This window comes from Flammeovirga sp. EKP202, from assembly GCF_014534745.1.
Taxonomy (GTDB): domain Bacteria; phylum Bacteroidota; class Bacteroidia; order Cytophagales; family Flammeovirgaceae; genus Flammeovirga.
In genome coordinates, this window is record NZ_JACVVP010000010.1 from 147,001 (window position 1) to 161,791 (window position 14,791).

Genomic DNA, 14,791 nt, shown 5'->3' on the forward strand with positions numbered 1-14,791 from the left:
AAAAATAGCACAAGTTTATGTAATTCAGAAACTTGTGCTATTCATATAAAGGAGTTTCAATTATTTCTGTTTTGGTCGAAATACTTTCATTTCCTCCTCATTTGTTTCTATATAAGCTCCTTCAATTAAATCGATACAATAAGGAATGGCTGGGAAAACAACCTCAAGGCATTCTTTAATTGATTTCGGTTTACCTGGTAAATTCACAATAAGAGCACTACCACGTGTACCCGCTGTTTGGCGTGAAAGAATAGCAGTTGGCACATATTTCAAACTCATCTGTCTCATTAATTCTCCAAACCCAGGAAGCATTTTTTCACAAACTGCTTCAGTAGCTTCTGGCGTAACATCTCTAACAGCAGGACCAGTTCCACCCGTAGTCACAATTAAACTACAGCCTTTATCGTCTGCCATGCTTTTCATTTCTTTCTCTAATAAATCTTGCTCATCAGGTACAACAGCATAAACTTCTTCCCAAGGAGTTGAAAGCCAAAGATTCATTAATCTTCTAACCTCTTTTCCTGGCAAGTCCTCATATTCTCCCCTACTTGCTCTATCAGAGACATTGATAATGCCTATTCTTAATTTCTTAGTGTCCATTTGTTTGTCTTGAGATTTCAAAAAGTAGCTAAAGTTAAGCACTAGAATAAAGGTAGAAAAGAAAAAGGTTATCTCTAAGCATAAAAAAACACCTCGCTGACAATACCAACGAGGTGTTTCATGAACTTAACTCTCTCAATTCTTTATATCACTTTTCTAAAAGTGCATTCATCTAACTTCTGAATATATATACTTAGTTTAAGTCCATAATGTTTCATTTCTAACATATATATAACCAACCAAATCATAACAAAAAGACTATTAATCAAATCAATTCATTTTTCTTGATTTAGTTTGAATACATTCAATACGCATTAATATATAGAAGATTATTATAAAAAACCTTTGTCTTTCTACAAGCAATTATAGGATCTACTTTCAAGCTACCTTCTTCTTCATTTTTCCATTGATGAAAAATGAAGCAAAAAATCTAGGCTTTCAACGCAAAAGCTAAATTACATTCCTTTCGCCTAAATGATTATCTGATTACAAATCAAAAGACAAAGATCTTATAATAATCTCCTAAAATGTAGTTGTGTAGATAATATATAACCATCTACCATTCATAAAGAATGAATAATAATTCACAATAATTTAGTTTACAATGTAAAAGCCATAAAAAAAGACCTTAAATATTAAGGCCTTTTGGTAAGTTGATATGCTATGTCAAGTAGTCACACTAGATCGTCTAATATTTGTTTTTTTAATGATGACAAAAGCATAGGTGAAAGTGTGTAAATGTAGTCTGTTTATTATCTCGATTTTTCGTTCTGTTCTTTTAAGTGCTTTTTATATAATTTCATGTATTTACTATGACCGATTTCCTCACCTGCAAGCATTTTATTGTAAGCTTCGGTATGGTACTCTTTTATGAATTCAATAGGTGCTAAACCTGGAACTGGCTTAGGGTCAAAGAAGCTAGAAACTGGCGTCATTCTTTTGTCTTCTGCCAAAGCTTCTTTTCTCATCTTCTTCAATACATCTCGGTATTCTGGATTGTTCGCCAAGTTGTGTACTTCAAAAGGATCATTTTTGATATTGTAAAGTTCTTCATTGGGTTTTGATGCTGAAAACCACTTTTGCTGAATATCATTTAATTCTCCTTTTTCATTCAATGCTCTCATCACATGCACTGCTGGACGGTACCATTCCAAGTAACCTTGGTGAGCATCGTAAGGAATATCAGGTCTATCATTTCTGATGTATCTGAATTCTTCGTTTGAAATAGAACACGATTGCTCCGGTATTTCGTCCCATAAACCTCTGAAAGAATACACGTTTTTTCTATCAAAATTCTCATCAATAAATGATTGTCCCGTGAGATAGTCTGGTAGTTCAACGCCTGCAATATCCAAGATCGTCGCTGTAATATCTGTACTTGCAATGATCTGACGTGATTCCTCATCATGCTCATATCCTTCTGGCCATTTGATGATCAATGGAATTCTTGATCCCGAATCAAACAAATACCCTTTGCCTTTGATATTACATCGACCGTTATCTCCAATTACAATAATGACTGTATTATCGTAAATACCTTTCTCTTTTAATTCATCGATCAACATCTGCATTTCAGCATCTGCATACTCAACCTGATCCAAATATTTTGCCCAATCCAAACGAATAGCCGGGTGGTCTGCGTATTCAGGTGGCAGTTGTACATCTGCCGGATTTACGGGGTGAGCAGATTCTTCTCTTACTTGATCCCACCAATCTCCTCTATGTGTAACGTTCAATTGTATCTGAGCAAAAAACGGTTGATCTTCTACCGTGAACTCATCGTATTTATCAAACAATCCAAAATCCTTATCCCAATCTCCTATTTTATTATGCTTGAAGTTGACATCAATCTTTCGTCCTTTTCCTCTTACATTGGTGTGTCCAAGAATAGTAGTATACCCTTGTTTTTTCAACTGATAAGTAAAAGGTTTGAATGGTGCTGACAAAGGTTCATCTCTGTTACTTCTATGATGATGCGTGTTGGTCAACCTTTGGTGTGCACCCACCATCATTGCTGATCTGTTGGTAGAACAAATGGATGCCGTTCCAAAACAGTTATAATAAATTGTACCTTCCTCTGCTAATGCATTAAAAGTTGGTGTTTTCACTGCAGGCATTCCATAACATTCAAAGTCATGTGAAATATCTTCCAGCATCACCCAAATAATATTAGGTTTTTCAAATGTCTTTTTCTCTTCTTTTTTATTACACGATATAAAAAGTAATAGTATCGAGCTTAAAAAAAATGGATATAATAATTTCATTTCAACTGCATTTATAAATTCGATTTGTTCCAAAGCTAAGAGAATATTTAGGTAGTCATAGGCCGTTAATCCTAATTGCCGAAAATCCCCTCCTATTATGCAGGATAATTACTACTAATTGACATTTATGACCTTATCGTCCACAACGATCTAATGGGTTATTACATGGTTCATTTTAATTATCATTTAAAAATAAAATAGCGTTTTCACCTTTTAAAAACCTAATAATAGTAAGGATAAAAGGGGGGTATTTTTTTCTAATTAATCCTACATGATTACACATAACCGAACTAATTAAATTGCTTATGAATCAATAGAAACGATGTTCACATTATCATTAAATGAATAAAGATGAAATATTACTTAATTAATTTCTTTGTTTTGCTATTCTGCTCCACCACGGTTTTCGGGCAGTCTACAGGACATACTGACTTCAATAAAGATTGGAAGTTTTATAAAGGTGAAGTAAAGGAAGGGCAATCACCTACACTCGATGATTCGAAATGGAGAACGGTTCAGATCCCTCATGATTGGGCCATTGAAGGTCCGTTCTCGGTAGAATATAATGCTCGTTGTGGTGGATTACCTTTTCATGGAGAAGGTTGGTATAGAAAAAGTTTTACGCTAACAAATACTCAAAAAGGTAAAAATATAGCGGTAGAGTTTGAAGGTGTAATGAAAAACTCTGAGGTCTGGATAAACGGTCATTACTTAGGAAAAAGGCCTTTTGGTTATTTAGGTTTTGAGTATGACATGACACCTTATTTAAAACAAGAAGGGGAAAATATTATCGCTGTAAAAGCAAAGCCTGAAGACCTTTCTTCAAGATGGTATCCTGGTGCTGGTATTTATAGAAAAGTATGGTTGAATGTTCATGAAGATATTAGAATCGCTCATTGGGGTACTTTTGTAAAAGCCAATAACGTATCTTCTAAAGTAGCTACTGTTGATATCAAATTGGAAATTCAAAACTATGCGGAAACGGATAAGGTTGTTTCAATTGCTCAACAAATACAAAATGAACAAGGAGAAACGGTAAAGATTTTGAATCAAAAAACGATTGCGGAAGGCAGTAAAACGATTATCAATGAACAGTCTTTTAATTTGATTCACCCTCAGTTGTGGACACTAGAAGAGCCTCATTTGTATCAATTAGTGACTGAATTGAAAGATGTAGATGGAAATGTATTGGATCATTACATTACAAAATTTGGAGTTCGTGATATCAAATTCACACCCAATGATGGTTTCTTCTTAAATGGAAAAAGAACGGAGATGAAAGGTGTTTGTCTTCACCATGATTTAGGTCCTTTGGGTACTGCAGTCAACAAAAGAGCAACAGAACGTCAGTTGGAGATTATGAAAGAAATGGGTGTGAATGCAATCAGGACTTCACACAATCCTCCAAGTAGAGAACAGTTGGAAGCTTGTGATAAAATGGGTATTCTGGTATTGGATGAGGCTTTTGATGAATGGGGAATCCAAAAAATTGAAAATGGTTATCATACTGTTTTTAAGGAATGGCACGAGCGTGATTTGAGAGATATGATTCGTAGAGACCGAAACCACCCTTCTATCATTATGTGGAGTATTGGAAATGAAATCAGAGAGCAGAAAGTAAAAGACGGTTGGAAAGTAGCACAAAAGTTAGGGGAAATTTGTCACGAGGAAGATCCTTCAAGACCTAACACAGCTGGCTTCAATCAATATGAAAATTCAATCAAAAACAAGCTAGCACATCATGTAGATATTGTTGGTTTTAACTACAAAGCGGCGAAGTATGCTGAGATCAAAAAGAACTATCCGGATTGGATTGTATACGGTTCGGAGACAGAATCGATCACAAGCTCTAGAGGTGTTTACCATGCTCCGTTTTTAGAAAAATATGAAAAAAATACGGATCATCAGGTGACAGGTTATGACATCATTGGCCCAATTTGGTCTTACCCTCCTGATATGGAATTTAAGTTTTTAGAAGAAAATCCAAGCATTTTAGGTGAGTTTATGTGGACTGGCTTTGACTACTTGGGCGAACCAACTCCTTATGGTGGTAGAGACAATTCCACAAACGGCTATTGGAATGATGACTGGCCTAACAAATCTTCTTTCTTTGGTCCTGTTGATCTATGTGGTTTCAAGAAAGACCGTTTCTATTTATATCAAAGTCAATGGACTGAAACGCCAATGGTTCACCTTCTTCCTCATTGGAATTGGAAAGGTTTTGAAGGACAAGAAATTCCGGTGTTTGCTTATACCAATGCTGAAGCTGTAGAGCTTTTTTTAAATGGGAAAAGTTTAGGAAAGAAAATCAAAGGAGTAGATAAAGGAATTGTCCCAGTAAAATTCATGTATTATGAAGGTCCAACAGACTTCCCGTCACCTTACCGATTGAGATGGGATGTGCCTTATGAAAAAGGAGAATTGAAGGCTGTAGCCTACATCAATGGTCAAATTGTAGGTGAAGAAATCATCAAAACAACTTCGAAAGCAAAATCAATCGAGCTAACAGCAGACCGTAAAGTTATTTCATCTGAAGATGGTGAAGATCTTGTTTTTGTAACAGCAAGGGCATTGGATGCTGACGGCAATTTTTGTGCAACATTCAATGGCCAAATCCAATTTGCTGTAAATGGTGATGGTACTTTTGAAGCCACTGGAAACGGAGATCCTTCTTCTTTGGTTTTACCTAACAGTAAGAAACTGAAATTCTTTAATGGAATGGCGTTAGTAATTGCAAGAGCCAACCAAGGTGATGGTGGTACAATTACAATTTCAGCTTCAGGCAAAGGTTTGAAAAAAGCAGTTATTACCGTGGAGACCAAAGCGGATCAAAAAGATTTATAAGACCTTTTTCACTAACGTTCATAGAAATACTCTGTAGCTAAAAATAATTTAAATAGTGTGTGTAAAGCCTTAGGATGATTTCCTAAGGCTTTTCTTTTTCAATGTAAACAAACCGTCGTTAAACATTAATTGACGTTTCTAAAGGCTATAAAGGTGTTCCTTCCAAGCTTCCTTCTTCTTAATTTTTTCCATTGCTGAAAAAACGAAGCAAAAAAAGCCAGGCTTTGAACGCAAAAGCTAAATTCCACTCCTCTCTCCTAAATGATTTTAAACTCGCTAAAGCTCAAACAACAAAATCATTTTTAACGGCTCACTCCATGAAATTCTTAACGTTTTTCCCTTCAAGGCCGAAAGGAATACTACTAAAAGATTGTCTGATTACAACATCAAAAGGTAAGTATTCTGTAATGATCTTTTAAGTATACATTACTTTAGGGTTTTTGTATTGTAACACCCTCAAGATCCACATTATACAGCCATTTGTTATCCAAAAAGTTCAACTCAAAAAAACAGCCTGAATGAAATCAATCACTCAGGCTGTTTACCGTCTCTCCTATTTTAATTACCCCCTATTTCTTTATAAATTTTATAGGTTGATTATTTACTCTTAAAATGTATTGACCTTTTGGAAGATCGTCTAGTTCAAGCGTTGTCTTCATAGAATGTTGACTTAATTCAACAGTTTTAACATTTATTCCTATCAAGTTATAAACTTCGATCAATTGGATAGGTTGTGATGATTCTACACTTACAGCTCCAAATGTTGGATTAGGATAAAGCGATAAAATAGCTTTGTCTTTATCAATTGAAGTGACTTGCTCTTCCGCTTTTACAACCACTTCAAACTCCTTGATTAGTGTGAAATCTCCAAGTTGAAGCGTTGCAGTAAGATTTGTAGTGATATCTCTGAAAGTTCTCGTTACTTTACCTTCACTATTAATTGTAGTTCTATCAGATACCCAAACCACTGATGTATTATACATTCCGGTTGTTGCTAAAATGATATCAGTAGTCACACTTTCAGCATTATCACCTTCTGCAAATTCAATTTCCAATGCATCAAAAGCTTCTTGCAACAATGCTTCTTCATCGTTCAGCACCGTCACCACAAAATCCTTAGTTGATACCGCATCATTTAAAGTGATTGTTGCTGTTAATGTAACCTCTGTTACTTCCACTGGCACTGTAACTATTCCTGTAGAAGTAACTACAGCATCATTACTAGAGGCCCATTCGATCACTATATCTTGATATTCTGTATCTTCTGTAGGTAATGTCATAGATTGCGTAACCTCCATTGCATTATCTCCATCAGCAAATTCTATCGCTAAACGGTCTGATACTTTTTCAACGATTTCTTCATCTGGAGTAGGTACAGTCGATAAAGTAAAAGATTTTGTTGCTGATGATTCTCCTAAAGTTAAAGTTGCAACTACAGAAGCTGAAACTGCATCATCAGTAATTGTAACTTCTCCGTTATCTGAAATATTAGCATGTGCACTTGCATCCCAAGTAATCACTGAATTATGTAAACCACCTGTTGGTAAAGTAATATTTTGTGAAACATTATCAGCATCATCCCCTTCTTCAAATACGATCTCTAAAGCTTCAACTGCTTCTTGTAAAAGTTCTTCTTCGGTAGGTTCTCGAACTTCCAATAATACTTTGATATTAAATTCTTTTGTATCCGATGCATCATTTTTTGTTAATGTAGCAGTCATCACCACATCAGAATCCACTTCCAAACGTGTCACTTCGCCTGATGCTGTAATTACAGAAGAATTTGAAGATTCCCAACTCACAATCACACCATTCTCTCCTGAAGTCGGTAAGATAATATCTTGAGTAACTGTCATAGCATCTTCACCTGTTGCATAAGTGATTTCCAAATTCTCTTTTGCTAATGCTACTAGCTCCTCATCAGTTGGTGGAGGTGTCCCCTCTCCTAAAACCGTAATTGTAAATTCTTTTGTAACCGATGCTGCATTTTTTGACAAAGTAGCTGTTAATACCACATCTGTATCATCAATTTGACGAGTTACAACTCCTATATTCGATACCACTCCTGCATTAGAAGATGACCAGTTGACCACTACATCATTTTCTGCTGTTGTTTCAAGGGTGATATTTTGCGTCACAGTATTTGCTCCTTCATCATCAGTATAAATAATAGACAAGTTTTCTTTCGCTAAAGCAACCAATTCCTCATCTGTAGGTGCTCTAGCAATCACTTTAACTGTAAATTCTTTGGTTGCTGAAGCAGCATTTTTTGATAATGTGGCCGTTAAAACTACATCTGTATCTTCTTGTTGCTGAGTTACAACTCCTGCATCAGAAATAACATCTGAATGTGAAGAAGACCAATTGACTACCACATCATTTTCTGCTGAAGTTGGCAAAGTTAAATTTTGAGTAACCATTGTTTCATCTTCTCCAGCAGCATAAGTAATCATTAGATTTTCCTTTGCCAAAGCTACTAACTCTTCATCAGTCGGTTCTTTCGCTAGTACTTTAACTGTAAATTCTTTTGTATCAGAAGCATCATTTTTAGTCAAAGTAGCTGTCAATACTACGTCAGTATCTGCCTCCTGTTGCGTCACAACACCTGCATTTGAAATGACATCTGTATTAGAAGAAGACCAACTTACAGCTACTTCATTTTCTCCGACTGTTGGAAGTGTGATATCTTGAGTGACAGTGGTAGCATCTTCACCAGTTGCATAAGTGATGGCTAGATTTTCTTTTGCTGAAGCAACTAATTCCTCATCTGTAGGACCACTTGCTTCTACAATTTTCAACAATGGATGAGAAAAAGTAATTTCTCCTGGAGCACCACTGTCAACTCCTCCAAATTGAACTGCCACATTCCATTGGTAGGCATCTTTTGGAATTTCAAAAGAGGTTAAAAATGTTTTTTCAGTTGATGTCAATGTGAATTGATTAGAATTGACATCATGGTTTGTAAAACCTCCCTCACCATCAGGAGTTCTGTATCTGAAGTTGAACCTGAATTTGACTCCATCATCATTGGATGCTGTTACTTTGGCAGATAACTCAAAGGCTACATTTTCAGTCTCTTGGGGTAAGCTAATGTTTTGCCAAGGTAAAGCCATCACTAGTGTACTCCAGTTTCCTGTTATTGCATCCACTTTATTGATCAGTACTTTATTATAGTTGGTTGTGCCTTCAATTGCTTGAATAGTGTTAGGAGCTGTAGCCACTGTATTGGACCAAACGGCCAATGTTGGGGTTCCTAAAGCGTCTGCAAATTTATCATCTGGAATAAGATTATCTGGATCACTTGGCTCTTGTGGTTTTTCTTCCTCATCAGTATCTAACGTCAATGAAGGTTCGTAAAAATAGATATCGGCAACCGCACCACTTTTACTACCACCAAACTGAATATCAAGGTTCCATTGGAAAGCATCATTAGGGACTTCAATCGGAACAATAAATTCTTGTTCTGAACTCGTAAGCTCAAAAACATCTGAGTAAACGTTATTGTTAACAGTTTGACCATCTCCGTCTTTTGTTCTATAACGGAAATAAAATCTGAATTTCACACCATCATCATTTGATGCTTTAACTTTTCCAGATAAAATGAATTTGGCATTCCCTTCTTGAGTACTTAGGTCAATATCTTGCCAACTTAACCCCATTTTAAGAGTATTCCAATTTCCAGAAACATCAGTCTTAGAAATTAGAATTTGATGATTGTCTCCTGTTCCTGCTACAGCGGTAATACTGTTAGGAGATGTAGCCACTGTATTCGACCATTCTTCTAAAGAAGGATTTCCATCACCGTCTTTGAATTGGTGATTAGGAACTAAATTGCTAGCAGAAGAAAGTGATAAAAGTGGAGCAGTAATGTTTGCATATACAGATGAAATGCAAATCATGAGTACGCTTGCTAATAAAAAAGTAGTTTTAAATTTCATGCTTAATAAGTATACATTCATTTCATGTTTGAGAATGATCAAAATTATCTATTCACTTCTTTATCATGTAATTAGTAGACATTGAATAAGAACCAATAATTGTTATTTACCCCTAATTCTTAGTAAAAATACCCTGTAAGTCTTTTCGTTAAGAAGTCTAAAATACAGATTAAAAAAATGAATTCATCATCTCAATCATTAATTATTCAATTTTTGATCTATGCCGAACTGATAGATCACTGTTTCCTTGTAGGTTTCACCCGCTTTCACTAATGAAGAAGGGAAATTAGGGTGGTTTGGTGTATCAGGTAGGTGTTGTGTTTCCAAGCAGAAAGCAATATGTTTTCCATAAGCTTTACCTTCCTTTCCAACAAACTTTCCATCTAAAGAGTTACCTGTATAAAATTGTACTGAAGGTTGAGTTGTAATAACATTCAAAGTTCTTCCTGAAGTAGGATCCACAATCTCTATGACCTTTTTTGCTTTTCCGTTTTCTTTATTGAAAACATAACAGAAATGATAGCCGTTATTACTCAGTTTGAAGATATTCTCTCCAATTGCTTTTTGAACAGTCAAATCCTTTTCTGTATTCCGAATATCTTCTAGTTGACCTGTAGGTACAATATCTTTATCAATTGCAGTGATTGAATTGGCATCAATTTTAATTTTTTGATCCAGAATCGTATTCTTCATTCCATTTAAATTAAAATAAGAATGATTGGTCATACTGATGTGTGTATCCTTGTCAGTAGTAGCTTCAAAGTCAATTTTTATTTCATTTTTATCTGTCAAAGTATAAGTCACCTTGGATTGTACATTACCAGGAAAACCATTGGAGCCATCTTTCGAAAAATAGAAAAATATAACTCCTGCTTTATGTTTATCTTTGAAGGTGCTTTCTACTTTCCAAACTGCACTACTAAACTCACCACCACCATGAATGGCGTGTTTTTCCCCTTTAGTATTCAATTGGTATTTCACACCCTCTATTTCAAATTCACCATTTCTAATACGGTTGGCAAAACGACCAACGGTTGCTCCAAAAAGAGGGTTAGGCTTTTGGTATTGGGCTAGATTGTCAAAACCTAATACAACATCTTCCATTTTTTGATTTCGATCAGGCACTTCAGCTTTTACTAAAATAGCTCCATAGTTGGTAAGCTGAATGTGCATGCCGTTTGGATTTTTAATATCCAATAAAAATATCTTCTCTGTACCGTCTTTGCCCCACTCTTTCTGAGTAAGGGTAAAACGTTTTTTCTGAGCAAAACCGAGTTGTGTAATGAACAGAAAAAATAGGGTAATAAAGCGTAATTTCATTTCAGTTAATTCTATTTATAGGATTTTGTTTTCAAATTCGATTTCAAAAACACGAGCATATTTACTAGGTCTGTTTTTCGAGATAAATACTGAAAGCCCTTGCTCCGACTGTTTCCATTCAACTTTCTCTTCACTACCTAACAAGTTTATCTGTCGGATATTATATTGAGCATCTGTATTGGCCAAATCAGCGACCTCAAGCACTCCATCCTCTGAATTACTCATCAAAAAGACATACAACTTGCCATTGTTTTTGGTAAAACGGTAATTGTCTTGTGTAGAGTAATTGAGTTTGAATTGTTTTGAGAAAGAACCTTTGTAAGTGGTCAATGACCCTTTGCCATAAGTGATCCAAGTGGAAGCCCCAAAAATTGCATCCTGATTGATATTTACCCACTCCCCCACATTTTCTAAAATCTCTTTTTGAGCTTCAGGAATGGTACCGTCAGCATTAGGATAAATATGTAAAAGTACGTTCCCATTTTTACTGATGATATCAATAAAGTCTTCGATGACTCTTCGTGTTTTCTTGTTTTTTACTTCACCCGTCGTGTAATTTGAAAATTTAGCGAGTTGAATATTCGCTTGCCACTTTTCCTCCTTGATTTCTTTTACTTTTGAGTAATTGAAATTCATCACATTTGTGCCTTTTGGAAGAGCATTGCTGTATTTATCTTGGGATTGCAACACGACTCCTTTTTCCCAGTCGATGCCTTTGTTATAATAATACAAAGCCAATCTTTCATGATAAGGCTTGAATTCATTTTTATTCATAAAGAAGTCAAACCACATCAAATCAGGTTCATATTGATCTATAATATCAATGGTTCTATTCCACCAATGATCAATAAAAGTCTGACTAACAGGTTGTGTTGGAAATTGAGAAGCCAAATCCAATATTCTATTCGCCTTTTGAATGTCTGATTTTGAGCTGTAAAAATTCCAATTGTAAGCAAAGTGAGAAGACAAGCCTACTTTTAAGTTCTGCTTTTTAGAGGCTTGCATTAATTCTTTAGTAAGGTCTCTTTTCGGACCTTGATTGACACTATTAAAAGTGGTGTGATTTGAATTGTACATCGCAAAACCATCATGATGTTCTGCGACTGAGATAATATATTTAGCACCAGATTTTTTGAAAAGACTAGCCCATTCATCTGCATTAAAAGACAGGGCGGTATACTGAGGTATAAAATCCTCGTATCGTACTGTGGCTCCATAATTTGCTTTATGAAAATCATGTAAAGGATGAGGGCCTCTGTTGATTACTTTACCATTTGCGTTGTATTGTACACTATCAAAATCCATCCATCGGGCATAAAAAGGAGTTTTGATTTTTGGTACATTAAAAATACCCCATTCTACAAAAATCCCCAACTTCGCATCTTTAAACCACTGCGGAACCTCATAACTTTGTACGGATTCCCAATTTGTATCATAGGCGTAATGTTGCGGTTTTTCAGAATGAGATTGAATCATTGAAAAACTGTAAATAACAAAAAATATTAAGCTAATTGCTAGGGCTTTGATCATAGTGTACTTCATTTCATATCATATTTAGATCAGTTACGCTGAGGAAACCATGTGTCTACCCAATTCGAAATATGGATAGACACAATTTGTGGATAAATGCATACGGTGAGTAGACACATGGTGCAACCTCAACGGTTATAATGTTTGCTCGAATTCTCCTCCAAGTTCAGTTTCTCTGTAACCTTCACTTAAGATTCTGAATGCATGTGCAAATTCTGTTGGGAATGATTTAGGACGTTTGATGATTAAACCTTCATCCGTTCTCTCCCATTGCAATTCCTCATCACTTCCTAAAAGCGTTACTTTCTCAATCTTGTTATTTAAAAGTCCGATTGCTGTACTTAATGACTTGATTTTGATATCACCTTTTGGAGTATCCATTACTAAAGCATAGAATTCACTGTTGCTCTTTTTCGTGAAACGAATATCCGTTTCTTTGTATCTGATTTTCTTTCTTTCAATCTTGTGACCACCGGCAGGAAGTCTTGTTGGGCCTTCACCAAAAATAGTCCAAGGTCTAGTTCCATAGATCGCATCACCATTTACCGCTAACCATTCACCCATATCAACTAAAAGGTTTTCCATCTCAACTGGAATTGTACCATCAGGATTTGGAGGAACATTCAATAACATGTTACCATTTTTGGCTACGATATCAATCAAAATATCAACAAGTTCATCTGATGAAACGAATTTTGCATTTGATCTATAGAACCATGTTCCTGGAGAAGTATCTGTAATCCAAGCATCTTGTTTTGGCTGGTTAGGTCTTCCTCTTTCGTAATCACGGATTGCTGAAATTTCCGGGAAAGTTTCTTCTTTGAAAAGTACGGCAACTTCTTTGTTCCACTCCTCACCTTTGTTGTAGTAATACGCCAAGAATTTCTTTCTACTCTCTTCGTTCATATTTTCCAACCACCAGTCAAACCAAATGATATCAGGTTGATAGTTGTCGATATATTCTTTCAACTTCGCCCACCATTCTTTATAGAATCTTTCTGTAGGTTCATTGTTATAGAAATCATGTGGATCAGTGTATAAATCGTAGTCTTCTGGATCTACACCACCGTATTCATGTGCAGGTGCAAAATATTTCCAAGTAAAGGCATGGTGGAAAGAAGCGATAAACTTCATCCCTCTTTTCTCTACTTCAGATTTTAGTTCTTTAGAAACATCAATCCCTCCATAATTGACCGAGTTCCAACGTGTCGCTTTACTGTCCCACATAGCGAAATTATCATGGTGCATTGCTACTGGTCCAGCATATTTTGCTCCTGATTTTTCAAATAATTCAGCCCATTTTTGTGGATCAAAACCTGTTGGTTTAAAATTTTCAATTAAATACTTATAGCCGAATTCAGCAGGATCGCCAAATTGCTCTACGTGGTGTAAATAATTAGTTGTAGGGTCATTATTTACAGTACCATCTTTATGCTTTGGCAATTCACCTGACTTCCAATTTGGAATACCGTTTTTACCGTACATCATCATACCATGCCAGCCTGCCAATTTTTGTTTTGGCTTCATATTGACAAAAGCGCCCGAAATTGGTCCCCAGTGTGTATAAATTCCAAACTTAGCATCTCTAAACCAATCTGGAGATTTATTCACTTTGGCCAATGACTCCCAATCTTCCGTAAATTTTTCTGTTGATTTTAGTTCCTGCTGTTTTGGTTGCATTTGGCAAGCACCCAATGCACACATGACAGACAGCGAAAGTGTTTTCATTAATTTCATACTATCTTATTTTTTAAAGGAGTACTGAGGCAAAAGAAATGAGATATTTTAAAAATCAAGAATGAAATGGCTCTTGTTGTGGTTCAGTGGACGTTGTAATACAACATCTCTACAGTCTACTTTCAATTTTTGGTAGAATATCCTTCATGATGGATACCGCTGTAGGGACGTTGCATAGCAACGTCCGCCGAACCACCATAAAAAACACTTTACGATCCACAACACGAACTATTTTTCTTCATTCATCATTCTTAATTTTTCATTAAAAAAGACATCATTTTCATTTGTTCTTGTACTTAAGTCCACGACTCTTAGATTTGATTTCAAAAAGCAAACAGAAAAGTATTTCCGTATTGCTTGAAACAAATGTAGATTGATACGATGGGAAGGCTAGAGAATTTTAGTAAATCAATTGGGGTAATAATTTACCGATCGAAAAACAAGTGGTTTTAATGAGAGATTGACCTTTTGGGAATATCAATCCATACGATGGTAGTTTTTAGTAAATATTATCCTTTAACAACCTATGGATTCATTACATCAATAGATAATATTAAT

General features: G+C 35.5%; 7 protein-coding genes. 1 reads left to right on the plus strand and 6 read right to left on the minus strand.

Features of this window, described 5'->3' with window-relative positions; all coding sequences use genetic code 11:
- Positions 1–60: 60 nt before the first annotated feature.
- Both mog and IC221_RS08625 read right to left on the minus strand, forming a co-directional pair.
- The gene (mog, locus tag IC221_RS08620; protein ID WP_188168576.1) at positions 61–600 is read right to left on the minus strand and encodes a molybdopterin adenylyltransferase; all 540 of its coding nucleotides are present in this window, start codon (positions 598–600) and stop codon (positions 61–63) included.
- Positions 601–1,352: 752 nt separating this feature from the next.
- Positions 1,353–2,864, minus strand: a complete 1,512-nt coding sequence (locus tag IC221_RS08625) for a sulfatase (protein ID WP_188168577.1) — start codon at positions 2,862–2,864, stop codon at positions 1,353–1,355.
- 351 nt (positions 2,865–3,215) lie between these two features.
- On the opposite strand from IC221_RS08625, the gene IC221_RS08630 reads away from it, so the two are divergent.
- The gene (locus tag IC221_RS08630) at positions 3,216–5,708 is read left to right on the plus strand and encodes a glycoside hydrolase family 2 TIM barrel-domain containing protein (protein WP_188168578.1); all 2,493 of its coding nucleotides are present in this window, start codon (positions 3,216–3,218) and stop codon (positions 5,706–5,708) included.
- A gap of 569 nt (positions 5,709–6,277) precedes the next feature.
- Here the strand turns inward: IC221_RS08630 and IC221_RS08635 are convergent.
- From IC221_RS08635 to IC221_RS08650, 4 genes are all read right to left on the minus strand, one after another.
- Positions 6,278–9,646 (minus strand): immunoglobulin-like domain-containing protein, encoded by a 3,369-nt coding sequence (locus tag IC221_RS08635; RefSeq protein ID WP_188168579.1) that lies wholly within the window; start codon positions 9,644–9,646, stop codon positions 6,278–6,280.
- A gap of 198 nt (positions 9,647–9,844) precedes the next feature.
- Positions 9,845–10,966: an aldose epimerase family protein gene (locus tag IC221_RS08640; RefSeq protein WP_188168580.1), complete on the minus strand. Its 1,122-nt coding sequence runs from the start codon at positions 10,964–10,966 to the stop codon at positions 9,845–9,847.
- Between the two features lie 15 nt (positions 10,967–10,981).
- Positions 10,982–12,442, minus strand: coding sequence for an alpha-L-fucosidase (locus IC221_RS08645; RefSeq protein ID WP_188168581.1), 1,461 nt, complete (start codon positions 12,440–12,442; stop codon positions 10,982–10,984).
- 189 nt (positions 12,443–12,631) lie between these two features.
- On the minus strand, positions 12,632–14,233 hold the full coding sequence (locus IC221_RS08650) for an alpha-L-fucosidase (protein WP_188168582.1): 1,602 nt from the start codon (positions 14,231–14,233) through the stop codon (positions 12,632–12,634).
- Between the last annotated feature and the right edge of the window lie 558 nt (positions 14,234–14,791).

What these genes read in the sequence shown, in the direction of transcription:
- mog (WP_188168576.1), bottom strand. Translation starts at nt 600, where the DNA reads ATGGACACTAAGAAATTAAGAATAGGCATTATCAATGTCTCTGATAGA.
- IC221_RS08625 (WP_188168577.1), bottom strand. Translation starts at nt 2,864, where the DNA reads ATGAAATTATTATATCCATTTTTTTTAAGCTCGATACTATTACTTTTT.
- IC221_RS08630 (WP_188168578.1), top strand. Translation starts at nt 3,216, where the DNA reads ATGAAATATTACTTAATTAATTTCTTTGTTTTGCTATTCTGCTCCACC.
- IC221_RS08635 (WP_188168579.1), bottom strand. Translation starts at nt 9,646, where the DNA reads ATGAAATTTAAAACTACTTTTTTATTAGCAAGCGTACTCATGATTTGC.
- IC221_RS08640 (WP_188168580.1), bottom strand. Translation starts at nt 10,966, where the DNA reads ATGAAATTACGCTTTATTACCCTATTTTTTCTGTTCATTACACAACTC.
- IC221_RS08645 (WP_188168581.1), bottom strand. Translation starts at nt 12,442, where the DNA reads ATGATTCAATCTCATTCTGAAAAACCGCAACATTACGCCTATGATACA.
- IC221_RS08650 (WP_188168582.1), bottom strand. Translation starts at nt 14,233, where the DNA reads ATGAAATTAATGAAAACACTTTCGCTGTCTGTCATGTGTGCATTGGGT.